Genomic DNA, 22,591 nt, shown 5'->3' with positions numbered 1-22,591 from the left:
GGCATCCCATCAACAGAGCTGACACTTATTCAAGTATGGTGCGGCGACCAGTTCTGCGGGACTACGCGGTCGGCCGGAGCACGATCTTCCCGAACTGCTCGCCGTCGGCCAGCCGCTGGAACCCCTCACGGGCCCGGTCCAGCGGCAGCACCTCGTCGATGACCGGCCGTACGCCGGTGGTCGCGCAGAAGGCCAGCAGGTCCTCCAGCTCGTCCTTGGTCCCCATGGTGGAGCCGACGACCTTCAGCTCCAGGAAGAAGATCCGGGTCAGCTCGGCGTGCGAGGGCCGGTCACCGCTGGTGGCCCCGGAGATGACGAGAGTGCCGCCGGGGCGCAGCGACTTCACGGAGTGGGACCAGGTGGCGGCGCCGACGGTCTCGATGACGGCGTCCACCCGCTGCGGAAGCCGCGCCCCGGGCTCGTACGCCTCCAGTGCGCCCAGCTCCACGGCCCGCTTGCGCCGGGTCTCGTCGCGGCTGGTGGCGAAGACCCGGAGGCCGGCGGCCTTCCCGAGCACGATCGCGGCGGTGGCGACCCCGCCGCCCGCGCCCTGGACGAGCACCGAATCGCCGGGCCGGACACCGGCGTTGGTGAAGAGCATCCGGTACGCGGTGAGCCAGGCGGTCGGCAGGCAGGCGGCCTCCTCGAAGGAGAGCTCCTTCGGCTTGGGCAGCACGTTCCAGGTGGGCACGGCGACCTGCTCGGCGAAGGTGCCCTGGTAGCGCTCGGTGAGGATGGAGCGCGGCTCCTTCGGCCCGACGCCGTGCCCGGACTGGCCGATGACGGAGTGCAGGACGACCTCGTTGCCGTCCTCGTCGACACCGGCCGCGTCGCAGCCCAGGATCATCGGAAGCCGGTCCTCGGCGAGGCCCACGCCCCGCAGCGACCAGAGGTCGTGGTGGTTGAGGGAGGCGGCCCGGACGGTGACGGTGCTCCACCCGGCACGCGCCTGCGGGGCGGGGCGCTCACCCAGCTCAAGTCCGTCGAGGGGCCGGTCGGGATCGATACGGGCTGCGTAGGCGGCGAACATGGCTAGACGATAGGCCGGGCGGGACGAGGACGTAACCGCCTGCGCATGTGACACACACCAACCTCCCCCTCCCCCGGCGGACCCCACCCAGCGCACCCCCGGCAGCCAGCTCATACCGCTGCGCGCACCCTGCCCCGGCAAACCTCACCCAGCGCCCCCGGGCGGCCGGTTCAAGCCCCTGCGGCGTTTGGGCAGCGGGGTGCGGGGCGGCGCCCCGGAGGCTCCGTCCCCGCTCCGCGAACGCCGGACGGGCGGGAAGGTCGCCGGAGGGGCTGGACGCAGAGATGGGGCTGGGCCCATGACCAACAGAGCCCCGCCCCATCACACACGCAGGCGCGGGCGCAGACACGCCCACACCCACCCACACCATCAGCGCCGAGCCACACCCTCGGCCCGCGCCGCCGCGGCCACCGCCGCGGTCACCGCAGGCGCGACCCGCTCGTCGAACGGCGAAGGGATCACATAGTCCGCCGCCAGCTCATCGCCGACCACGTCGGCCAACGCGTTGGCCGCCGCGATCTTCATCCCCTCCGTGATCCGCGAGGCCCGCACCTGGAGCGCCCCCGCGAAGATCCCCGGGAACGCCAGCACGTTGTTGATCTGGTTCGGGAAGTCGGAGCGTCCGGTCGCCACCACGGCCGCGTACCTGTGCGCGATCTCGGGGTGGACCTCCGGGTTCGGGTTGGCCATGGCGAAGACGTACGCACCGGGTGCCATCGACGCCACCGCAGCCTCCGGCACCGTACCGCCGGAGACACCGATGAACACGTCCGCACCGGCCAGCGCCTTCTCCAGCGAACCGGAGATCCCGGCCCGGTTGGTCAGCTCGGCCAGCTCGCGCTTGACGTCGGTGAGGTCGTCCCGGTCCCGGCTGACGACGCCCTTGCGGTCGGCGACGGCGACATCGCCGATGCCCGCCTCCAGCAGGAACTTGGCGATGGCCACGCCCGCCGCGCCCGCGCCGGAGATGACACCGCGCAGGTCACCGAGCGTGCGCCCGGAGAGCTTGGCCGCGTTGCGCAGGGCGGCGAGGGTGACGACGGCGGTGCCGTGCTGGTCGTCATGGAAGACGGGGATGTCCAGCCGCTCCTGGAGCTTGCGCTCGATCTCGAAGCAGCGGGGGGCCGAGATGTCCTCCAGGTTCACCCCGCCGAAGGAGGGGGCGAGCCGGACGACGGTGTCGACGATCTCGTCCGCGTCGGTCGTCGCCAGCGCGATCGGCACCGCGTCGACGCCGCCGAACTGCTTGAAGAGGATGGCCTTGCCCTCCATCACGGGGAGGGACGCCTCGGGCCCGATGTCACCGAGGCCGAGCACGGCGGTGCCGTCCGTCACGACGGCCACGACCTGGGACTTCCAGGTGTAGTCGTGGACGAGCTCGGGGTTGTCGGCAATGGCGCTGCACACTTTGGCCACGCCGGGCGTGTAGGCCAGGGAAAGGTCGTCCTTGTCCCGGATCGGGACGGTGGACTGCACGGCCATCTTCCCTCCCCGGTGAAGGGCGAAGGCCGGATCGAAGGGCTCGTCGGCCCCGGTGTCCGCCGCGCTCGTGCGCTGGAAGCCACTGTCGGTACTGCTGTCGCTGCGAGGATTGACGATCTCCGCTGCCATGGTGTTGACCCCTTAAGTCTTCATCGTTTGAGGGTGGCCACTCCTGGTTGAGGAGGGGTGGGCGGGCACCGCGTACGTGCCCTGCGCCGAGCGGTTGGCCCGCCCTGGCAGGGAGAGGTACATACGCGCGGGCGCGCCGCACACGCGCCCTGGGCCCCGGATGAGGGGTGTAAACGTCTTTCTTACCGGACCAACCCGGTTACGCACGAGTCCATTCCGGTGCGGTGACGTGACTCATAGTCGAATATCTGGACAAGTCGGCAAACCGGCATAAAAGCCACCCTTCCTCCAGGTGCGCCGGAGATTCTCCGGTGGCGGGAAGGGTTCGCGACAGATGGTCCGGCCCCGAGGTGCCGGTCACGCGAGTTCGAGGGTCGCCCGTTATCCGATTTTGACATGGCTGGGCCCCTGAATGGGCCTGTCCAAATGGCAGGATGCCGTCATCAAACGAGGTGACGACACTCGAAGGTGCGTGCCAAGCCTCTCCGTAAGCACCCTCAACCTTCACCTGCCGGAGGATCCCGACATGACCGCAAGCATCATGCGTAAGACCGCCAAGTCCCGGATTGCGGCGGTCGGCGCCATCGCGGTCGCCGGCACCCTGCTGCTCACCGCCTGCGGCGACCAGACCGACAAGGGCAACAAGCCCTCCGACGCCGCCAAGGCCTCGGACGCCCCGCTCGCCGACCTGCTGCCCCAGGCCGTCAAGGACAAGGGCGTCATCCGGGTCGGTTCGGACATCGCCTACCCGCCGGTGGAGTTCAAGGACAAGTCCGGCAAGGTCGTCGGTATCGACCCCGACCTCGCCGCGGCCCTCGGCAAGCAGCTCGGCGTGACCTTCGATTTCCAGAACGGCACGTTCGACACGCTCATCACGGGCCTCCGCTCCAAGCGCTACGACCTGGCCATGTCGGCGATGACCGACACCAAGGACCGCCAGGAGGGTGTCGACTCCGAGACCAAGAAGAAGGTCGGCGAAGGCGTCGACTTCGTCGACTACTTCACCGCCGGTGTCTCGATCTACACCAAGAAGGGTGACGACAAGGGCATCAAGACCTGGTCGGACCTCTGCGGGAAGAAGATCGCCGTGCAGCGCGGCACCGTCTCCCACGACCTCGCCAAGGCCGAGAGCAAGAAGTGCGGCAGCAAGGGCACGATCGCCATCGAGCAGTTCGACAACGACCTGGAGGCCCAGACCCGGCTGCGCGCCGGCGGTGCCGACGCCGGCTCCTCCGACTTCCCGGTGGCCGCGTACGCGGTGAAGACCTCGGGCGGCGGCAACGACTTCCAGCTGGTCGGCGAGCAGGTCGAGGCGGCCCCGTACGGCATCGCCGTCGCCAAGGGCAACACCGAGCTGCGGGACGCGGTCAAGGCCGCGCTCGACGCGATCATCAAGAACGGCGAGTACGACAAGATCATCGCCAAGTGGGGTGTCGAGGCCGGCGCGGTCACCGAGGCCAAGATCAACGGCGGATCCTGACCGGGCTCCGGCGGTGAGAGGCAAGACCTGTGACTGAATCGAAGAAGACGGGCCCCGCCGGGACGCCACCCGCCCCGGCGGCCGGGCCCGAGGCGATCAAGGCCATCCCTGTTCGCCACTACGGACGCTACGTGTCGGCGGTCATCGCCTTCGGCCTGCTGGCCTCCATCATCTACGCGTTCTCCCAGGGGCAGATCAACTGGGGCGCCATCCCGGACTACTTCTTCGACGACCGGATCATCCGGGGTGTCGGCCAGACCCTGCTGCTGACCGTCCTCTCGATGGCGATCGGTATCGGCGGCGGCATCCTGCTCGCGGTGATGCGGCTGTCGAAGAACCCGGTGACCTCGTCCATCGCCTGGTCGTACATCTGGTTCTTCCGGGGCACACCGGTCCTGGTCCAGCTGTTCGTCTGGTTCAACCTGGGCCTGGTCTTCGAGTACATCAACCTCGGGCCGATCTACAAGGACGAGTGGTCGTCCTTCATGACCCCGCTGCTGACCGCCCTCCTCGGGCTCGGCCTCAACGAGGCCGCGTACATGGCGGAGATCTGCCGGGCCGGTCTGCTCTCGGTCGACGAGGGCCAGACCGAAGCGTCGCACGCGCTGGGCATGAGCCACAGCAAGACGCTGCGCCGGGTGGTGATCCCGCAGGCGATGCGCGTGATCGTGCCCCCGACGGGCAACGAGGTCATCAACATGCTCAAGACGACCTCACTGGTGGCCGCCGTCCAGTTCACGGAGCTCTTCCGGTACGCCCAGGACATCGGGCAGAACTCCGGCGCCCCCGTGGAGATGTACTTCCTCGCGGCAGCCTGGTACCTGATCATGACCTCGATCCTGAGCGTCGGCCAGTACTACCTGGAGCGCCACTACGCCCGCGGGTCCAGCCGGAGCCTGCCGCAGACACCGGCCCAGAAGATCAGGGCCAACCTGCTGTCCCTGGGCCGTCCCAAGGGAGGCATGGCATGACGACGACCCCCATGGTGAAGGCCGAGGGCGTCCACAAGTCCTTCGGCGCCGCGCACATCCTCAAGGGCATCGACCTGGAGGTCGCCCCGCGTGAGGTGTTCTGTCTGATCGGCCCGTCCGGTTCCGGCAAGTCGACCTTCCTGCGGTGCATCAACCACCTGGAGAAGATCAGCGCCGGACGGCTCTCGGTCGACGGCGAACTGGTCGGCTACCGGCAGAAGGGCGACAAGCTCTACGAGCTGAGGGACAACGAGGTCGCACTCAAGCGCCGCGACATCGGCATGGTCTTCCAGCGCTTCAACCTGTTCCCGCACATGACGGCGATCGAGAACGTCATGGAAGCCCCGGTCCAGGTCAAGGGCGAGTCCAAGGCCGTGGCCAGGGCCCGCGCCGAGAAGCTGCTGGACCGGGTGGGCCTCGCCGACAAGGCGAAGAACTACCCCTCCCAGCTCTCCGGCGGCCAGCAGCAGCGGGTGGCCATCGCCCGCGCGCTGGCGATGGAGCCGAAGCTGATGCTCTTCGACGAGCCGACCTCCGCTCTCGACCCGGAGCTGGTGGGCGACGTCCTGGACGTCATGCGCGGACTGGCCGAGGACGGGATGACGATGATCGTCGTCACCCACGAGATGGGCTTCGCCCGCGAGGTCGGTGACGCGCTGGTCTTCATGGACGACGGCGTGGTGGTCGAGTCCGGCCACCCGCGCGACGTGCTGACCAACCCCCAGCACGACCGGACGAAGTCGTTCCTGTCGAAGGTGCTGTAGAAAGCCGGGGCGCCGCCCCCGCCACGTGCAGGTGCCCCGGGCCGTCAAGGCCCGGGGCACCTGCACGTGTTCTCCTCCGCCGACGTCGACCCGTCGGAGGTCCCAGCGGTGATCGGTTCGGACGCAGGCGTACGGCACCCGGACCCACAGCCCTACTTCACGGCGAGGATCAGGCTGTCCGAGGGCGACGCCCAGACCGTGCGGGCCTCGCCGAAGCCGGCGGCGAGCAGGGTGCGGGTGTGCCAGGCGGCGGAGGGCATGTCACCGTCCGCGTGTTCGCCGTAGATCGCGAACCGTTCTGCGGTGGGTCCGGCGAGGACCGGGTCCTTGGCGGCGACGGCCCACCACTCGGCCCAGTCCAGGGCGCCCGCGGCCTTGGCGCGGTCCATGGCGGCGTGCCGGTGGGCGCCTTCGGCGGCGTTGATGCGGGGGGTGTCCGGGTCGATGGTGCGGTCGGCGTTCATGAAGACGCCACCGTCCCGGACGAGGCCGCCGAGCTGCCCGTACAGCACGGCCAGCGGCTCGCTGTGGAACCAGTGCAGGGCGGTGGCCGTGAGGACGGCGTCGTACGAGGTGCGGGGCAGCCGGCTGGTCCAGTCCGGGTCCTTGAGGTCGGCGGTGACGAAGGTGACCCGGTCGTCGCCCTCGAAGGTGCCGCGGGCTATGGCCAGGAGCGCGGGGTCGAGGTCGACGCCGGTGCTCGTGGCGTCCGGGAACCGCTTGAGGAGCCGGTCCGTAATACTTCCCGTACCGCACGCGAGGTCCAGGACCCGGGGCGCGGGGCCGACGACCGCCTCGACCATGTCCAGCATCACCCGGAACCGCTCCTCGCGATCGGGCATGTACCACTCCTGCTGGCGGTCCCAGCTCTCCTGCCAGGACTGCCAGTCGGTGCTCGTCCCCGTCTCCGTCACGCCAACCTCCAGTAAGCCTCATCAATGACGGCCGACCATTACACTGGCCGACACTCCGACCCTAGACCGACCCGGTAAGGACTACAAGTGGAACTGGCCTATTACTCGGACTACGCCGTGCGCCTGGTCAACACCGAGGAGCCGGCCCGCAACAAGGACGTCCTCACCTCGGTCGAGGCCGTCCGGGAGCTCTTCGGCGCCAATCAGCAGGCGGCACGGCGGACGACGGACGCGGACGTGACCCGCTTCCGTTCCGTGCGGGGCCGGCTGCGCGCGGTCTTCGAGGCGGCCGACGGCGGCGACGAGACGCTCGCGGTGGACCTGCTCAACTCGCTGCTGCTGGAGTTCCCGGTGAGCCCGCAGATCTCCGGCCACGACACCCGGGACGAGGACGGCAGGCCGGACTGGCACATGCACCTGGCCGACCACCCGTCCAACGCGACCGCCGGGTACGCGGCCATCGCGGCGATGGGTCTCGCCTTCCACCTGACCTCGCACGGCGTGGACCGGCTCGGCCTCTGCGAGGCGGCTCCGTGCCGCAACGCCTACCTGGACACCTCCACCAACCGCTCCCGGCGCTACTGCTCCGACCGCTGCGCCACCCGCGCCAACGTCGCCGCCTACCGGGCCCGCAAACGGGCGGAGGCGGACCGGACCGGCCTCAGCGCCGAGACCGCCCAGCCGAGCACCGCGGTCACCGACAGCTGACCCTTCGCGCCCTTCGCACCCCCCGGCCCCCTGGGCCCCTTCGGCAGCGGCCGGTAGCGGGCCCGTACCCGGGCCAGTACGAGCTCCTCGGGGACCACCCCGTAATCCGTGCTGTCCCCGCCCGCGAACGTGTTGTCGCCCCGCACCCACCAGCCGCCGGGCCGCTGTTCGACCGCCCGCTTCACCACCAGCAGGTCCTGCTGGAAGGGGTGACGCAGGATCACCACGTCACCGGGGCGCACGGGCGCCCCGTACTGCACCAGCAGCAGATCCCCGTGGTAGAGCGTGGGCACCATCGAAGGCCCCGTCACCTCCACCACCCGCAACGGCCGCCGCCCGGCCCGCCCGCCCCCGGACACCCGTCCCCGCTCCGGCACCTCGGCCACCTCCCGGTCCTCCTCCGGCACACCGTCCCGCGTACCGCGTTCCGCTCCGTACATTCGGCCGACGGCCCGGATCCCACCCCGGACTTTTGACCTAAGCCCCAGGGGCAGCCACGGAAAGCGGCGCTCCACGGAGTAATGTCCCACCTGAGAAGACGATCACGAGGAGGACAGCTCCATGCTTTCCCGCCTGTTTGCCCCCAAGGTGAAGGTCAGCGCCCACTGCGACCTGCCCTGCGGCGTCTACGACCCGGCCCAGGCCCGCATCGAGGCCGAGTCGGTCAAGGCCGTCCAGGAGAAGTACCAGGCCAACGAGGACGCGGACTTCCGCACCCGCGCGGTCCTGATCAAGGAACAGCGCGCCGAGCTCGCGAAGCACCACGTCTCGGTGCTCTGGAGCGACTACTTCAAGCCCCCGCACTTCGAGAAGTACCCGGAGCTGCACCAGCTGATCAACGACACCCTGAAGGCGCTCTCCGCGGCCAAGGGCTCGAACGACCCGGCGACGGGCCAGAAGGCCCTGGACCTGATCGCCGAGGTCGACAAGATCTTCTGGGAGACCAAGAAGGCTTGACGGTCACCGGGCAGTCCGGTCCGCGGTTCCGCGGATCGCACCGCCCAGCCGTCCGCACCCGGTCCGCAGGCCGCCGATACCGGCGTCCACAGCGGACCGGGTGCGGTCTTTCGCACGGCAGCGCCCGTACTCGCGCGCCACGGCCGAGCGGCCCGGGTGTGAACGCTCAGGCTGCCGCGTGTGAGGCGGAGCGCCCGCATCCGCCGTACCCGGGCGCCGTGCCGCCCACCGGGATCGAGGGTGCGCCGGCGGCTGTGTCGCGGCCGGGGGTGGCGACGCGGTGGTGGAGGTGCTCGCGCGGGCGGCCGGGTGCGCACCACGGTTGCCCAGGACTACGGACGGACCGTGGACCTGGCGCGGTGGGGACTGTCGGCGCGCTCCTGCGGACCGGCCGACGCCGAGCAGGCCATCGTGTCCGCCGGGGCGCTGAGCAACTCCGCCCACGGGTCGCGGGAGGAGTTCTCGGCGGGGTGCGCGTCGGGGCGGGTGCTCCGGTTCGACGAGGCGGAGTACGGGCCCTTCTCCGGAGAGAACGTCCTCGCGCCCGCCGTCTGCTGGCGGAGAGAGAGTCCAGCCAGTGGCGGTGAGCCAAGGCCCCAGGCCCCTCGGTCACACGCCGGGCAGCAGATGCCGGTAGCTCTCCGGGTGCTCCGCGAGGAATTCCGCGAAGCTCTGGGCCGGGTGGCCGGTGAGGGTGGGTACCGCGTCGGAGACGGCGGCCAGTTCGCCGGCCGCGATCGCCTCGTACGAGGTGACCCAGCCGGCCACCTCCCACTCCTCGGCCCCGTATCCGGCCCGGGATGCGTAGGCCTCCTCGACCGTCTCGGGGACGTAGCGGATGGAGCGTCCGGTGGCCCGGCTCAGCTCCTCGGCGGCCTCGGCGAGGGTGAACGCCTCGGGGCCGGTGAGGTCGTGGGCCCGGCCGTCGTGGGCGGTGGACCCGTCCAGCAGGACGGCGGCCGCGGCGTCCGCGATGTCCTCGTGGGCGACGGCGGCGACCCGGCCACCCGCGCCCGGTCCGCGCAGCGCCCCGTCCGCGCCGGTCATCGCGGGCAGCCCCGCCAGGTACCAGTTGTCCCGCAGGAACGTGTGGCGCACGTCGGCCGTCCGGATGTGGGCCTCGGTGTGCCAGTGGTCGCGGGCGAAGGTGAACGTGGCGTCGGGCGCGGCGCCCTGGAAGGACACGTACACGATCCGCTCCACGCCCACCGCCACGGCCGCGTCGATCGCCGTGACGTGCTCGCGCACCCGGTCCGGGCTCTCGTGCGCGGAGACCAGGAACAGGGTGTGGGCCCCGTCCAGGGCCCGGCGCATCGCCTCCCCGTCGCCGTAGGGGGCGGCGGGCGCACGGTCGGCGCCGGGCAGTTCGGGGAGACGGGCCGGGTCGCGGCCGAGCAGGCGTACGGGGACTCCGGTGCGGGCGAGCCGCTCGGCGACCCGGCCGCCGACCGCTCCGCTCGCTCCGGTCACCGCGGTGAGGGGGCCGATCATCGGAGTTCCTCTTCCTCTCGTCGGTCATGGTGCCAGTGCTCAAGGGGCCGCACCTCCACGACCGCCGCCACCGGGAGCGGTCCGTACAGGTGCGGGAACTCCTCGCCGCCGGGCTTCATCGCCTCGTACCGGACGGGGGCGGTGAGGCGGGCGGGGTCGACGACCAGGACCACCAGATCGTGGCCGTCGGCCCCGGTCCCGCCTCCGTCCCCGTACAGCATCCTTGCCACGCCCGGGAGTTGGCGGGGCAGGGAGAGGTGGATGAAGCCCTCCTCCTGGAGGGTGCGGCCCCGGGTGGACATCTCGTACGTCCCGGTCCCGCGGGCCGCCTCCCAGAGGGCTGCTTCGGCGAGGTGCAGCAGTGGTTCGGTCATCGAACCACGCTAGCGGGCGCTGCTAGTAGGTGCGGCGGCGCGCCCTGCGGGTGGCGAAGAGGACCGTTCCACCGGCGGCCACCAACGCTGCCGCGATGGAGCCGATGATCCATTCGCCGCCGCGCGATCCGGTGTCGGGCAGTTCACCCGGGTGAGACGGGGAGGGCGTCGGCTTCCACGTCGGCGTGGGGTCGGTGGGATGCGGCGTGGGGTGGGTGGGGGTGGGGGTCGGATCCGTGGGGGTGGGAGTGGGGTCGGTGGGGGTCGGGGTCGGATCCGTCGGCGTCGGCGTCGGGTCCGTGGGGGTCGGCGTCGGGTCCGTCGGCGTGGGCGTCGGGTCCGTGGGCGTCGGGGTCGGATCCGTAGGCGTCGGTGTCGGCGTCGGATCCGTCGGCGTCGGCGTGGGGGTCGGGTCCGGGCCGCAGGCCGGGAGGTCGCCGTCGAACGGGTAGGAGTGGATCTCCTGGCCGCCCGAAGCGCCCGACGAGGTGTGGGTGAGCGAACCGGCGGTGTAAAAGCGGCCGTTGGTACCGCTCATGGAGAGCGTGGTGGTGCTGGCGGGCTGCCCGACCAGCACGCTCCCCTGGAACTGGGCCGGCCCGGTCATCGTCAGGTCCGTCGCGTCCGGGAAGTTCCACAGCAGGCGCTCGCGGAGCCCCGGGTTGGGGAGGGCGCCCATGAACGAGGCGACCGTGCGGGCGTCGCCGTAGACGTTGACGAGGACGGTCGCCCCGGCGGGGATGCCGTTGAAGGTGAACCCGGCGTTGCCGCCCGCCGCGGAGACCAGGTCCGCATCCACGTCGAAGACCTGGATCGGCGAGGTGCCGTCCCCGGTGAAGGTGAACGTGTCACCGGACCGCGTCCAGCTGCCGGTGGCCGCGCGGTGCGCGTCACCCTCGTACGCGTAGCACCGGCTGGCCTCGGTGAGCTGCGGGCGCAGGCCGGTGAACGGGGTGACGGCCGCCGGATCGGGGCGCGGGGCCGTCAGCGGGTTCACCGTGCCGGTCAGGCTTCCCGCGTAGGCGACCCGCCCCGCGTGGGTGCCCTCCTCCGCGAGGAGGCGCTCGCCGGGGGCGATGAGGATGTCTCCGCCCACCGACAGGTAGTCGGATCCGTCCGGCGGCGGGACCCGTGAACCGACGCCCACGACACCGACGTTGTAGATCTGCGAGACCCCGGCCCGCTTGTCCATGTCGAACCGGCCGAGGGTGACGATCTTCCCCTCGGCCTCGGCGGCGGCCTCCCGGACCAGGAAGTCCCCGCCGACGTAGATGTTGATGTTCTCGTCGAACCCTACGACCGGGCCGTTGTTGGGGTCGTTCCACACGGACGGGCACCCGCTGCCGAGGCAAGGGCCGAGCCCGCCCGGCAACGGATCGGCGGCGGCGGCCGGGGCCAGCATGCCCACCATCGCCGCGGCCGTGGCCACTGTCACTGCTGCCCGGATCGTGTTGCCGCGCCTGCGCGCCTGTTGTTCCATGCCGCGCAATATGCATCTTTAATGCTAGTCATTTGTTATGACACGCCGGATCTGCCCGCATACGTAGGCCTATAGGAGGGCCAGGAGGGTTCAGAGGGCCAGCAGCCTCTCCTCCAGCCGGGGATCGAGGCCGACCGTCGGCCGGTCCGGCCGCTGGGGCGCGGTACCGCCGCGCTCGCACAGCCAGCTCCAGGTGTCGGCGACGGTCCCGCCGACCGGACGGCAGCGCAGCCCGGCCGCCTCGGCCTTGGCATGGCCGCCCCGGTGCATCGCGTCGTGCAGCTCCCCCTCCGGCAGCCAGATCGGCAGCCCGCTCCAGGGCTCGGCCCCGGCAGCCAGCAGGGTCTCCGGGTCCGTCCAGCGCAGCTCGGCTCCGGAGCCCGTGACCTGGACGCAGGCGTCCAGCAACTCCCCCATGGTGGCGTGGCCGGGGCGGCTGACCGTGTTGTACGGGCCGTGCAGTCCGGCCGCCCCGGCGTCCAGGATCCAGCGGGCGAGGTCGCGCGCGTCGACGTACTGGAGTTCGGTGGTACGTGGACCGGGGGCGATCACCGGGCCGCCGCGGGCGATCCGCGTGAGCCACCAGGGCAGCCGCCCGATGTTCTCCCCGGGGCCGATGATCAGCCCCGCGCGGGCCAGCAGCGCGCGGTCGCCGAAGGCGTCGAGGGCCGCCAGCTCACCGCCGCGCTTGGCCCGGTCGTACGGCACTTCCCCGCCCTCGCCGCTGTCGTCGGGCGAGGCGCCGGTCACCAACGGCCCGTCCTCGTCCAGTCCGGCGGGCGCGGGGTAGGCGTAGACCGAGCGGCTGGAGGCGTACGTGTAGTGGCCCGCGCGGTCCGCCAGGAGCCGGGCCGCGTCCCGTACGGCGGTGGGCACACCGCTCCAGGTGTCGACGACCAGGTCCCAGTCGCCCGCGTGCTCCGCCAGCGCCGCCAGGCCCCGGCCCCGGCCCCCTCCCGTACGGTCGCCCGTCAGCGCGCGCACGCCCTGCGGCGGTGCGTGGTGGCCGCGGTGGAAGACGGTGACCTGCCAGCCCCGCGCCAGGGCGGCCTCGGTGACGGCCCGGCCGACGAACTCCGTACCGCCCAGCATCAGCAGCTTCATGTACCGAGCGTGCCCGCCCGGGCCGCTCCGGGGAACACCCGCACGCTGTCAGCAGAACGGGGAGCTCCCCCGGGTCTCAGGTCCTCGGACTTCCGGGGTTCAAGGACTCAGAGCTCACGGGCTCACGGTCTCAGAGCTCATGGGCTCAGGGCCCTCAAGTCCTCACGGCGTGCGGGCCAGTGGGCTGCGGTGGCGCAGGAGCCATTCGTAGTAGCCGCTGGAGCGCCGGGCCGCCTCCCGGTACGCCGCCTCCAGCTCCGCGTACGCCACCGAGATGTCCGTCTCCGGCCGGGAGACCAGGAGCAGCCGGACGGCCAGCGGGTCGTCGCGCAGCGGACGGATCGCCATGTCGTCGCGCGGCCCCGAGGTGGGCTGGCAGGGCGCGACGGCCTCGCCGAGCACGACGAGGGAGGCGGCGGTGAGGTAGTCCCCGTGCAGGACCGGCGGGTCGATCCCGGCGGCACCCAGCACACGGCGCACCCCGTCCCACTCGCCGTCCACCGTCGGATCGACCATCCACCGGTCGCCGGCCAGCTCCCCGAGCTCCACCACCCGGCGGCGGGCGGCCGGGTGGTCCCGGGACAGGGAGATGAACTGCGGTTCCCGGTCGACGAGTACGCGCTGGACCAGGCCGCCGGGCAGCGTCAGCGGGCTCCCCTCCACCTCGTGCACGAAGGCGACGTCCAGCCGGCCCGCCTCCACCGAGCCCAGGAGGGCGTGGGCCGAGACGTCGACCCGCAGGGAGATCTCCGTACCGGGCAGGGCGACCCGCAGCCTGCGCAGCCAACTCCCCACGACCCGGCTCGCGGTGGAGCCGATCCGCAGCCGGGGCCCCCGGGACCGGGTGGCGTCGGCCTCCGCCAGGGCGTGGCTGACCAGGGCGCTCATCCCGTCGACCAGCGGCCGGGCCCGGCTGAGGACGGCCCGGCCCAGGGGGGTCGGGCGGCAGCCCGTGCGATCGCGGCGGAACAGCTCGGCGCCCAGTGAGTTCTCGATCCGCCGCAACTGGGTGGTCAGGGAGGGCTGGCTCACGCCGAGACGGCGGGCGGCCTGGTGCAGACTGCCCGCGTCGGCGATGGCGCACAGCGCCCTGAGGTGTCTCACCTCAAGCTCCATGGAGCGGAGACTACGACCGGTCGTGCCCACTGCACCAGCGGACTCAACCCCACCAAAGGGCGTTAATTCAGCGGGTGTTGGGCAGGGCGTCATACCGCGATGACAGGGTTGCCCTCCCCGGCCGGGCGGGTGGTGGGCGCGGGGATAGGGCCGCGCTATCGCCGGTTGGCATCATCCCCGGCGGCCGTCCGCTCCCCCACACTCTCCCCGTACCGCCCCGCGCCCCGTCCGTTCAGCGGACAACCCCCACGGCGCGGGTTCACCGGACAGTAGGAGATATCCCCCATGAGACACCTCAGGACCGCCATCGCCTCCGCCATCGCCGGTCTCGGCCTCGTCGCCGCGCTCGGCACGGCTCCCGCGGTCTCCGCCGCTCCTGCCCCTGCGGTCTCCACCCCTTCCACCATCGCCGCGTACACCGGGTCGGCCGAGAACGCCGCCGCGAACAAGGCCTTCTTCGACGCGGTGATGAAGTCCGTCGCCGAGAAGCGCGCCGCCAGTCCGGCGGGCACCCAGGCCGTCACCGTCACCTACAGCACGGCCTCCGCGCCGAGCTTCCGCACCCAGATAGCCAACAGCACGCGGATCTGGAACAGCTCGGTCTCCAACGTCCGGCTCCAGGAAGGCTCCAACGCCGACTTCACCTACCGCGAGGGCAACGACTCGCGGGGTTCGTACGCCTCGACCAACGGCCACGGCCGGGGCTTCATCTTCCTGGACTACCGGCAGAACCAGCAGTACAACTCGACCCGCGTCACCACGCACGAGACCGGGCACGTGCTCGGCCTGCCGGACACCTACTCCGGTCCGTGCAGCCAGCTGATGTCCGGCGGTGGCCCCGGCCCGTCCTGCACCAACGCCCAGCCGGACGCCAACGAGCGGGCGCGGGTGAACCAGCTCTGGCAGAACGGCTTCGCCGCCGCACTGGCCGGCACCGCCTCCTGACCCCGGGCGCCGCATGAGGAGAGGGCCGTTCCGGACGCGGAACGGCCCTCTGTGGTGTGCGCCGTCTGCTGCGCACTGTTTCCGGAGCGCTGTCGTACGGCACGGCGGTGCGCCGCTGCCGCACGCCACGGCGGTGCGCCGCTGCCGTACGCCATGGTGGATGAACTGTTCTCGTACGCCGGTGGCTGCGGCGTCAGGTGCCCAGTTCGGCGCGGACCAGCGTCAGCAATTCCTCCTCGGTCATGCCCAGTTCCCTGGAGTCCGCGACCACTTCGCGGACGCGCTCCAGCAGCTGGGCCCGGCGGGGGGAGGCGGCCGCGGTGACCACGGCGCCTCGGCCCCGGCGCAGCTCGATCAGCCCCTCCTCGCGCAGCCGCTGGTAGCCGCGGAGCACCGTGTGGACGTTCACCCCGAGGGAGTCGGCGAGCACCCGGGCGGCGGGGAGCCGCTCGCCCGGGGTCACCGTCGAGTCGGCGACCGCGCGGCGCACCGAGGCCGCGATCTGGTCGCCGAGCGGCACGGTGGAGGTGGGGTCGACCCGGAAGAGCATGGTCAGCGCCCCGCCCGGTTCCGGTCGACAAGGGTGTTGAGAAGGGCGGCGCCGGTCGCGGAGTCCTCGACGGTGACCGCGAACTCCCGTCCGCCCGTCTGCCGGGCGACGATGGCCTCGCCCGAGCGGACGATGAAGCCGGTACGGCCGGGACGGACGCGGTAGCCCCAGCCGCCGAACTCCGCGATCGCGTCGACCTCCCGGCTGTCCGCCGCCTCGATGCGCTCCAGCGGGACCTGGACCCGGGGCCAGGGCAGCAGACCGGAGACGGTGAGGCCGCGCCGGTCCACGGTGACCTGGGGGCGGCAGAAGGTGACCGCCGGCAGGGCGAGAAGGAACAGCGGTGCGGCCGCGAGCCAGTTGACCGCGTACCCGAGCACCGCCCCGGCGGCGACCAGCGCCAGGGTTCCGAGCGACAGCCATCGGGAGCCGGTGATGCGCGCCCAGCCGGCCACCTCACCGTCGGCGAGCGCGATCCGCTCGCGGTCGGCGGGGTTCTTCCCGGCGCGCGGGTCCTCCGGCGCCGGGACCTGCCGGGCCAGCAGCAGTCCGACCCCGCCCGCGAGGGCGGCCGCACCGAAGGCCACGGCGAGGTGCCACATCGGGAAGCCGTCGGCCGCACCCCCGTCGGGGGCGTCCAGGTTGACGATCAGGGTGGCGCCCAGCACGTACTGGAGGAAGGCCGCCACGGCCCAGCCGCCGCCGATGAGCAGGCGGTGGGCGCGCCCGTAGACCTTTCCGCGGACCACCACGAGCACCCACAGGGCGCCGAGCACCGGCAGCACCGGGGCGGTGACGAGGAGGTAGGTGGTGCGGTCGACATGGCCGTTCACATCGCCGGACGCGTCGAAATGGCTGGCCAGACGGGTGGGAAGACGGTCCTTGAGGACCAGGAAGAGGATCAGGTCGACGAGGAATGCGAGGACAAAGGGCAGGGCCGCGAGTGTGGTGCGGACAAGGTTCTTGCGTGTCATGGAAACCTCCGTTGTTCGCATGTTAGTAGAACAACTAGAGGAAGGGCAACGCGGTACCGGCACTCAGGTTCCGGGAACGGCTCTGCCCCGTACCGGAGTTGCGGTACGGGGCAGAGTGGGCGTCCGTCAGGAAGGGCGTGACGGTCAGGCGGGTTCGAGGGGCCCCAGAGCCTCCAGGGCCACGGATTCCCGAGGCTCCACGGGGAAGGCCCCCCGGTGGCCGGTCCCCGCGCCCCGGGCCGGGCGCGCCTCGAACTCCTGGCAGCTCCAGACCTCCTGGACGAATTCGGTACGCCGGTCCCACAGGTCCAGGACCGCGTCCTCGCCCTCCGCATCCCGGTAGGCGTCCTTGGCGCCCCGGAAGCAGGCGAGGCCGCCGGAGAGGGCGCGGCCGGGGGCCGGGAAGTAGTCGGAGAAGGCGCAGGCGACGCAGGTCTGGAGCCGGATGCCGTCCGGGAGGATGCGCTGGATCGCCGTCAGCGCGGCGGCGAAGTCGCTCTCGGCCCGGGCGGATTCGTAGGCCGCGCCGTCCAGATGGAGGGTGAGGTAGAGGTCCGGGTCGGCCCGGCGCAGGGAGAGCAGGCAGCTGAGAGTGGCCTGGCGCAGTTCGCCGTCGACGAGGACGGGCAGCGGGAGGTCCCACTCCAGTACGCAGTCGGTGAGCGCGCCGTCCGCCAGGGCGAACATGCCGCTCTCCGGAGGTGTGCCGGACACCGGTGCCAGGTCGTCGAAGCTCTCGCCCGCGAAGTCGACCCCTCTGATCCGGATCCGGAGCTGCTGTCCGTCCGTGGTGAGAACGACGGCATCGGAACCGTTGCGGTCCCGGTACCAGCCGGCCCACGACTCATCTGTCATGAGCAGGGACTGTAGCCCCTGCCCGGTGCGGTTCCCGTGCCGCCCTCCCTCTCCGCGGGCGGCTCGGCCAGGGGTGGCGGGCCGAGGGGTCAATCCGCTTGCGGTTCACGCCACATGGGCCACATCGACGGGCCGTCCGGCAGTTCGACGGCGCTTCCCAGGAAGCCGAAGCCGAGCCGTTCGTAGAGCGTGCGGCTGCGGGCGCTGCTCGCCTCCAGATAGGCGGGGACGCCGTCGCGGTCGCAGCGGTCCAGCTCCGTCCGGATGAGCTCGGCCCCGACGCCCTGGCCCTGGCGCTGCGGGGAGACCCCGACCATGAGCAGGTAGGAGTGGGCGCGGTCGTGCGGGTGCACCTTCCCGGTCAGCCTCCCGACCAGCTCGCATCGCTCGTTGTCGGGGTCGGCGGTCTGCCGCATCAGGGCGGGCGTGGGGTCCTCCTCCTCGGGCGCCCCGGCGGGCACCGGCAGCCACAGGGCCACCGCGGCGCCGTCGTCCGCGATGTCGATACGGCCTTCGGCGAGGGTGATGTCGGCGAAGACGCCGAGGAACTTGCCGTGCACCGCCCGCCGGTGCGCCTCGTCGGGGAAGACCCAGCTGCTGACCGGGTCGTGGTGGAAGGCCTCCTCCAGGACCGATACGACCAGCTCCCTGTCGTCCTGGCCCGCCCGCTGAATCCGTATGCCCATGACCGGCTTCCACCCCTTCGCCCGCCGCTCTCGGCGCTCTGCTCTCAACCAACCTCCGGAATACTAGAGTTGATGCGCTCGTGCCGCCCGGTGAGGCCGGTCAGCTGGTGCGACGGGTGACGAATTCGGCCAGGGCCAGCAGGTCACCGGCTCCGTTGGGGTCGGGGACCGCCCGGGAGAGGTGGTGGACCGCCCGGGCCATCCGGTCGGCCGCGCAGACCTGGGCCCAGTCCCGGCCGCCGGCCCGGTCCACGGCGTCGGCCGCCCGGTCCACCTCCGCGGGGGTGGCCATGGGGCCGCCGTAGAGCGCGGCGAGCTCGGCGGCGGCCGGTGTGCCGGAGGTCAGGGCCGCGACCACGGGCAGCGACTTCTTGTGGGCGGCGAGGTCGGCGCCGACGGGCTTGCCGGTGCGGGCCGGGTCGCCCCAGATGCCGATCAGGTCGTCGATGAGCTGGAAGGAGAGGCCGGCCTCGCGCCCGAAGCCGTCCATGGCGCGGACCGCGCGGTCCTCCGCCCCGGCGTAGAGGGCGCCGAGCGCGCAGGCGCAGCCGAGCAGGGCACCGGTCTTGGCGGTCGCCATCGTCAGGCACTCGTCCAGCGTGACCTCGTCCGGGCCGCGCTCCTCGAAGGCGCAGTCGGCCTGCTGGCCCGCGCACAACTCGATGACGCAGGAGGAGAGGCGGGCACCGGCCCGTTGCGCCGCGGGGTGGGTGTCCTCGGCGAGCAGCCGCTGGGCGAGGGCCAGCATGGCGTCGCCGGTGATGATCGCGTCCGGGACGCCGAAGACGGCCCAGGCGGTGGGCCGGTGTCTGCGGGTGGTGTCCTCGTCGATGACGTCGTCATGGAGGAGGGTGAAGTTGTGCGCCAGCTCCACGGCGACGGCGGCGCGCACGGCGCTCTCCGGATCGCCGCCGAGCGCCCGGGCGGCGGCCAGCACGAGGGCCGGCCGGATGGCCTTGCCCGCCTGTCCGGCGGCAGGTGTTCCGTCGGCGTTCTCCCAGCCGAAGTGGTACATCGCGATCCGGCGTATGCCACCGGGCAGCGATTCCACGGCCGACCGCAGATGCGGGTCCACGATGGCACGGGTGCGCTCCAGCAGCGCCGCGGCCTCGTGCCCTTCCGTCGCTGCGTCCGTACTGGTCATGGTCACGGTCACTCCCTGGGGCGGTGCGATGGGGCGGGGCCCCGGCGGCCCGGCCGGTGTCGGCCGACCGGGCCGCCGGGGGTGACACGGGGTCAGCGCCAGCGGCTCACCTCCACGTTCTCCAGTACGCCGAGGGCGTCCGGTACCAGGATGGCGGCGGAGTAGTACGCGGTCACCAGGTAGGAGATGATCGCCTGCTCGTCGATGCCCATGAAGCGGACCGAGAGGCTCGGCTCGATCTCGTCCGGGATGCCGGTCTGCTGGAGGCCGATGACGCCCTGTTCGGCCTCGCCGGTCCTCATGCAGATGATGGAGGTCGTACGGGCGTCGGTGACCGGGATCTTGTTGGACGGGAAGATCGGCACCCCGCGCCAGGCCGGCACGTGGTGGCCGCCGATGTCCACGCTCTCCGGGACCAGTCCGCGCCGGTTGCACTCGCGGCCGAAGGCGGCGATGGCGCGCGGGTGGGCGAGGAAGAGCTTCGATCCGCGCCGGCGGGAGAGCAGCTCGTCCATGTCGTCGGGGCTGGGCGCCCCGTCGTGCGGCTGGAGCCGCTGGCCGTAGTCGCAGTTGTTGAGGAGGCCGAACTCCCGGTTGTTGATCAGCTCGTGCTCCTGGCGCTCGCGGAGCGCCTCGACCGTGAGCCGCAGCTGCTGCTCGGTCTGGTTCATCGGCTGGTTGTAGAGGTCGGCGACCCTGCTGTGCACCTTGAGCACCGTCTGGGCGACGCTCAGCTCGTACTCGCGGGGGGCGGCGTCGTAGTCGACGAAGGTGTGCGGGACCACGGCCTCGCCGACATGGCCGGCGGAGAGGTCGATCTCCGCCTCGCCGTACTTGTTGGTCCGCTGATGCGGGATCGTGAGCAGACCGGCGAGATGGGCGCGGAGCGGCTCCGCGCGCTCCGCCAGATTGAACACGTCCGCACGGCTGAGCGTCAGCAGCGTGCACGCGGTCACGGCCCGGGCCGTGTACTCCCAGACGGCGTCGCCGTCGACGAGGCTCTGGTCGCCGAAGTACGCGCCGTCGGCGAGGACTTCGAGCTCCGCCTCGTCCCCGTAGAGACTGGTGCCGATCTTCTCGACCTTGCCGTGGGCCAGCAGGAAGACCCGGTCCGCCGCGTCCCCCTGCGCGGCGAGCACCTCCCCCGCGGCCACATCCCGCTGCTCGCACCTGCGGGCGAGCTCGGTGAGGACCTCCTCGTCCCCGAAGTTGCGCAGAGCGGGCAGCTCCCCCAGCTCGGCGGGGATCACGGCCACCCGGTCCCCGGTCTGGACGAACGTCACCCGGCCGTCACCGACCGAATAGCTGAGCCGACGGTTCACCCGGTACGTACCGCCCTGTACCTGCACCCACGGCAGCATCTTCAGCAGCCACCGTGAGGTGATCTCCTGCATCTGCGGCGCGGATTTGGTGGTCGTCGCGAGGTTCCGCGCAGCTGCCGTCCCCAGACTCTGCTGCGGCGGCGCCTGCGTGTCGCGAACCTCTTCACCAACGGACATCTGACGTCCTTTCGATCATGGGCTGACCTGCGGGAGAAGCCTTTCAGCAGGGGGACGCGGTCCGCCATTACACAAAAGAGTGTGACTAATCAGCCTTCGGGCGGGGCAGGTCGCTCCCCGTCGCTCCGCGCACCATGAAAGTTGCATCTGAGATGCCACGTATCTAGGGTGGGGCCATGCGGCTAACCCGGTACACCGACGTGGCGCTCCGCGTCCTCATGCGGCTGGCGGTCACCGAAGGTGCGGACCCGCCCACCACGCGCGAGGTCGCGGGCATCATGCGGGTGCCCTACACGCACACCGCCAAGGTCGTGGCCCGCCTCCAGCATCTCGGCCTGCTGGACGCCCGGCGCGGCCGGGGCGGCGGACTCACCCTCACCTCAGCCGGGCACTCCGCCTCGATCGGCGCTCTCGTGCGCGAACTGGAGGGCACGGACGACGTCGTGGAGTGCGAGGGCACCACACCCTGCCCGCTGCGCTCCGGCTGCCGGCTGCGCGGCGCCCTGCGGAAGGCCCAGGAGGCCTTCTACGCCTCACTCGACCCGATCACCGTCACCGACCTGGTCGCCTCCCCCACCGGCCCCCTGCTGCTCGGCATCGACAGCGGACCGCCGCCGGACTGACCCCCCGGACCCCGGAACCGAGACCCTGGCCCGGGAGCGGGGTTCACCTCGCCCAAAAATACGCATCCCAGATACCGATTAACACAGAGGAGCCCCTCCGCATGCTCTCCGACCGGTCCACCGCCACCGTCCGTGCCACCCTCCCCGCCGTCGGCGCGGCTATCGGGGACATCGCCGACCTCTTCTACGAGAAGCTCTTCGAGGCCCACCCTGAGCTGCTGCGCGATCTGTTCAACCGGGGCAACCAGGCCTCCGGCGACCAGCGCAGGGCCCTGGCCGGATCCATCGCCGCGTTCGCGACCGCGCTGGTCGAACACCCCGGCACCCGGCCCGATGTGATGCTGAACCGCATCGCCCACAAGCACGCCTCCCTGGGGGTCACCCCGGGGCAGTACGAGGTCGTCCACACCCATCTCTTCGCCGCGATCACCGACGTACTGGGTGACGCGGTCACCCCTGAGGTCGCCGCGGCCTGGGACGAGGTCTACTGGCTGATGGCGAACGCCCTCATCTCCGTCGAGGCGCGGCTCTACGCCCAGCAGGGTGTGGTCGCGGGCGACGTGTGGCGGGAGTGGGAGGTCGCCGCCCGGATCGAGGAGAACGAGGACGTCGCCACCTTCCACCTCCGCCCGGCGGACAGCGGTGACGCTCCCGCCTTCCGGCCCGGCCAGTACGTCTCCGTACAGGTCGAACTGGCGGACGGGGCCCGGCAGATACGCCAGTACAGCCTCGCCTCCTCCCCCGGCTCCCGGCTGCGCTCCATCACGGTCAAGCGGGTGCGCGGGGAGCGGACGCCCGACGGCGAGGTCTCCCGCCTGCTGCACGAGCACACCCGCGCGGGCGACCGGCTGCGCGTCTCCGTCCCCTACGGGGACCTGGTCCTCGACCACCTGGACGCACCCCTGCTGCTGGCCTCGGCGGGGATCGGCTGCACGCCCATGCTGTCGATGCTGGAGCACCTGGGCGAGCAGGGCCACGACCGCCCGGTCACCGTGGTGCACGGCGACCGCTCCCCCGCCGACCACGCCCTGCGCGCCCACCACATCCGGCTGACGGAGAAGCTCCCGGCCGCCGAACCGCACTTCTGGTACGAGTCCCCGGAGGCCGGCCACCCGGCCCACCGCACCGGCCTCGTCGACCTGAACGGCATCACCGTGCTGCCGGGCACCCACGCCTACCTCTGCGGCCCGCTCCCCTTCATGCGTACGGTGCGCACCCGGCTGCTGGACGCGGGGGTGCGCCCGGCCGACATCCACTACGAGGTGTTCGGCCCGGACCTGTGGCTGGCGAGCACCTGAGGAGGGCGCCGACGGGG

At 71.7% G+C, this 22,591-nt stretch carries 23 protein-coding genes and 1 pseudogene; 9 read left to right on the top strand and 15 right to left on the bottom strand.

The genetic code is table 11. The annotated features are described in order from the left end of the window. Nucleotides 1-61: 61 nt before the first annotated feature. Both D6270_RS23440 and D6270_RS23435 read right to left on the bottom strand, forming a co-directional pair. Nucleotides 62-1,030 (bottom strand): zinc-binding dehydrogenase, encoded by a 969-nt coding sequence (locus D6270_RS23440; RefSeq protein ID WP_109163648.1) that lies wholly within the window; start codon nt 1,028-1,030, stop codon nt 62-64. Between the two features lie 369 nt (nt 1,031-1,399). Next, on the bottom strand, nt 1,400-2,641 hold the full coding sequence (locus D6270_RS23435; RefSeq protein WP_109163649.1) for an NAD(P)-dependent malic enzyme: 1,242 nt from the start codon (nt 2,639-2,641) through the stop codon (nt 1,400-1,402). A 526-nt stretch (nt 2,642-3,167) separates the two neighbouring features. Between D6270_RS23435 and D6270_RS23425 the strand changes: the two genes are divergently transcribed. From D6270_RS23425 to D6270_RS23415, 3 genes are read left to right on the top strand one after another with little or no spacing between them, the layout of a single operon-like run. After that, nucleotides 3,168-4,121 carry an ABC transporter substrate-binding protein gene (locus D6270_RS23425; RefSeq protein ID WP_109163651.1) on the top strand — a complete coding sequence of 318 codons (954 nt, stop codon included), beginning with the start codon at nt 3,168-3,170 and terminating at the stop codon, nt 4,119-4,121. Between the two features lie 29 nt (nt 4,122-4,150). Continuing rightward, on the top strand, nt 4,151-5,092 hold the full coding sequence (locus D6270_RS23420) for an amino acid ABC transporter permease (RefSeq protein ID WP_109163652.1): 942 nt from the start codon (nt 4,151-4,153) through the stop codon (nt 5,090-5,092). After that, complete coding sequence (locus D6270_RS23415; protein WP_109163653.1) at nt 5,089-5,856, top strand: amino acid ABC transporter ATP-binding protein; 768 nt, start codon at nt 5,089-5,091, stop codon at nt 5,854-5,856. Before D6270_RS23420 ends, D6270_RS23415 begins: the two co-directional genes overlap by 4 nt. 152 nt (nt 5,857-6,008) lie before the next feature. Here the strand turns inward: D6270_RS23415 and D6270_RS23410 are convergent, their stop codons facing one another. Beyond that, entirely contained in the window at nt 6,009-6,770 is a 762-nt protein-coding gene (locus tag D6270_RS23410) for a class I SAM-dependent methyltransferase (protein WP_109163654.1), read from the bottom strand. A gap of 87 nt (nt 6,771-6,857) precedes the next feature. On the opposite strand from D6270_RS23410, the gene D6270_RS23405 reads away from it, so the two are divergent. Further along, on the top strand, nt 6,858-7,478 hold the full coding sequence (locus D6270_RS23405; protein WP_109163655.1) for a CGNR zinc finger domain-containing protein: 621 nt from the start codon (nt 6,858-6,860) through the stop codon (nt 7,476-7,478). On the opposite strand, the gene sodX is transcribed toward D6270_RS23405, so the two are convergent. Further along, nucleotides 7,391-7,918, bottom strand: coding sequence for a nickel-type superoxide dismutase maturation protease (sodX, locus tag D6270_RS23400; protein ID WP_109163656.1), 528 nt, complete (start codon nt 7,916-7,918; stop codon nt 7,391-7,393). The genes D6270_RS23405 and sodX overlap by 88 nt on opposite strands. A gap of 121 nt (nt 7,919-8,039) precedes the next feature. On the opposite strand from sodX, the gene sodN reads away from it, so the two are divergent. Together sodN and D6270_RS23390 are read left to right on the top strand one after the other, a co-directional pair. Beyond that, nucleotides 8,040-8,435, top strand: a complete 396-nt coding sequence (gene sodN, locus D6270_RS23395; protein ID WP_109163657.1) for a superoxide dismutase, Ni — start codon at nt 8,040-8,042, stop codon at nt 8,433-8,435. Between the two features lie 300 nt (nt 8,436-8,735). Continuing rightward, nucleotides 8,736-9,022 (top strand): annotated as a pseudogene (locus D6270_RS23390) (DUF1266 domain-containing protein); the annotation flags it as partial. A gap of 22 nt (nt 9,023-9,044) precedes the next feature. On the opposite strand, the gene D6270_RS23385 reads toward D6270_RS23390, so the two are convergent. From D6270_RS23385 to D6270_RS23365, 5 genes are all read right to left on the bottom strand, one after another. Then, nucleotides 9,045-9,926, bottom strand: a complete 882-nt coding sequence (locus tag D6270_RS23385; RefSeq protein WP_109163658.1) for an SDR family oxidoreductase — start codon at nt 9,924-9,926, stop codon at nt 9,045-9,047. After that, on the bottom strand, nt 9,923-10,300 hold the full coding sequence (locus D6270_RS23380) for a DUF952 domain-containing protein (RefSeq protein WP_109163659.1): 378 nt from the start codon (nt 10,298-10,300) through the stop codon (nt 9,923-9,925). Before D6270_RS23380 ends, D6270_RS23385 begins: the two co-directional genes overlap by 4 nt. A 22-nt stretch (nt 10,301-10,322) precedes the next feature. Next, complete coding sequence (locus tag D6270_RS23375; protein WP_318780029.1) at nt 10,323-11,780, bottom strand: choice-of-anchor A family protein; 1,458 nt, start codon at nt 11,778-11,780, stop codon at nt 10,323-10,325. 90 nt (nt 11,781-11,870) lie between these two features. Beyond that, on the bottom strand, nt 11,871-12,884 hold the full coding sequence (locus D6270_RS23370; protein WP_225976931.1) for an NAD-dependent epimerase/dehydratase family protein: 1,014 nt from the start codon (nt 12,882-12,884) through the stop codon (nt 11,871-11,873). Between the two features lie 162 nt (nt 12,885-13,046). Beyond that, the gene (locus D6270_RS23365; RefSeq protein ID WP_109163661.1) at nt 13,047-14,000 is read right to left on the bottom strand and encodes a LysR family transcriptional regulator; all 954 of its coding nucleotides are present in this window, start codon (nt 13,998-14,000) and stop codon (nt 13,047-13,049) included. A gap of 285 nt (nt 14,001-14,285) precedes the next feature. Here D6270_RS23365 and snpA point away from each other — a divergent pair, with 285 nt between their 5' ends. Next, nucleotides 14,286-14,945 carry a snapalysin gene (gene snpA / locus D6270_RS23360; protein WP_109163662.1) on the top strand — a complete coding sequence of 220 codons (660 nt, stop codon included), beginning with the start codon at nt 14,286-14,288 and terminating at the stop codon, nt 14,943-14,945. Between the two features lie 193 nt (nt 14,946-15,138). Here the strand turns inward: snpA and D6270_RS23355 are convergent, their stop codons facing one another. The 6 genes from D6270_RS23355 to D6270_RS23330 all read right to left on the bottom strand — a co-directional run bounded on the left by D6270_RS23355 (nt 15,139) and on the right by D6270_RS23330 (nt 20,653). Then, complete coding sequence (locus D6270_RS23355) at nt 15,139-15,495, bottom strand: GntR family transcriptional regulator (protein ID WP_109163663.1); 357 nt, start codon at nt 15,493-15,495, stop codon at nt 15,139-15,141. Between the two features lie 2 nt (nt 15,496-15,497). After that, on the bottom strand, nt 15,498-16,469 hold the full coding sequence (locus D6270_RS23350) for a DUF1648 domain-containing protein (RefSeq protein WP_109163664.1): 972 nt from the start codon (nt 16,467-16,469) through the stop codon (nt 15,498-15,500). 144 nt (nt 16,470-16,613) lie between these two features. Continuing rightward, nucleotides 16,614-17,324 carry a DUF6304 family protein gene (locus D6270_RS23345; protein ID WP_109163665.1) on the bottom strand — a complete coding sequence of 237 codons (711 nt, stop codon included), beginning with the start codon at nt 17,322-17,324 and terminating at the stop codon, nt 16,614-16,616. Nucleotides 17,325-17,413: 89 nt separating this feature from the next. Beyond that, nucleotides 17,414-18,010 carry a GNAT family N-acetyltransferase gene (locus D6270_RS23340; protein ID WP_109163666.1) on the bottom strand — a complete coding sequence of 199 codons (597 nt, stop codon included), beginning with the start codon at nt 18,008-18,010 and terminating at the stop codon, nt 17,414-17,416. A 100-nt stretch (nt 18,011-18,110) separates the two neighbouring features. Then, a complete protein-coding gene (locus D6270_RS23335; protein ID WP_109163667.1) occupies nt 18,111-19,154 on the bottom strand; it encodes a family 2 encapsulin nanocompartment cargo protein polyprenyl transferase in 1,044 nt (347 codons plus the stop codon). A gap of 92 nt (nt 19,155-19,246) precedes the next feature. Beyond that, nucleotides 19,247-20,653, bottom strand: a complete 1,407-nt coding sequence (locus tag D6270_RS23330) for a family 2B encapsulin nanocompartment shell protein (RefSeq protein WP_109163668.1) — start codon at nt 20,651-20,653, stop codon at nt 19,247-19,249. Nucleotides 20,654-20,829: 176 nt separating this feature from the next. Here D6270_RS23330 and D6270_RS23325 point away from each other — a divergent pair, with 176 nt between their 5' ends. Continuing rightward, complete coding sequence (locus D6270_RS23325; RefSeq protein WP_109163669.1) at nt 20,830-21,276, top strand: RrF2 family transcriptional regulator; 447 nt, start codon at nt 20,830-20,832, stop codon at nt 21,274-21,276. 101 nt (nt 21,277-21,377) lie between these two features. Further along, entirely contained in the window at nt 21,378-22,574 is a 1,197-nt protein-coding gene (locus D6270_RS23320) for a globin domain-containing protein (protein ID WP_109163670.1), read from the top strand. Nucleotides 22,575-22,591: the final 17 nt, after the last annotated feature.

The organism is Streptomyces griseus subsp. griseus (genome assembly GCF_003610995.1).
Taxonomy (GTDB): domain Bacteria; phylum Actinomycetota; class Actinomycetes; order Streptomycetales; family Streptomycetaceae; genus Streptomyces.
The sequence above is the reverse complement of the archived record's forward strand: the minus strand, read 5'-3'. Positions and strand labels throughout refer to the sequence as shown.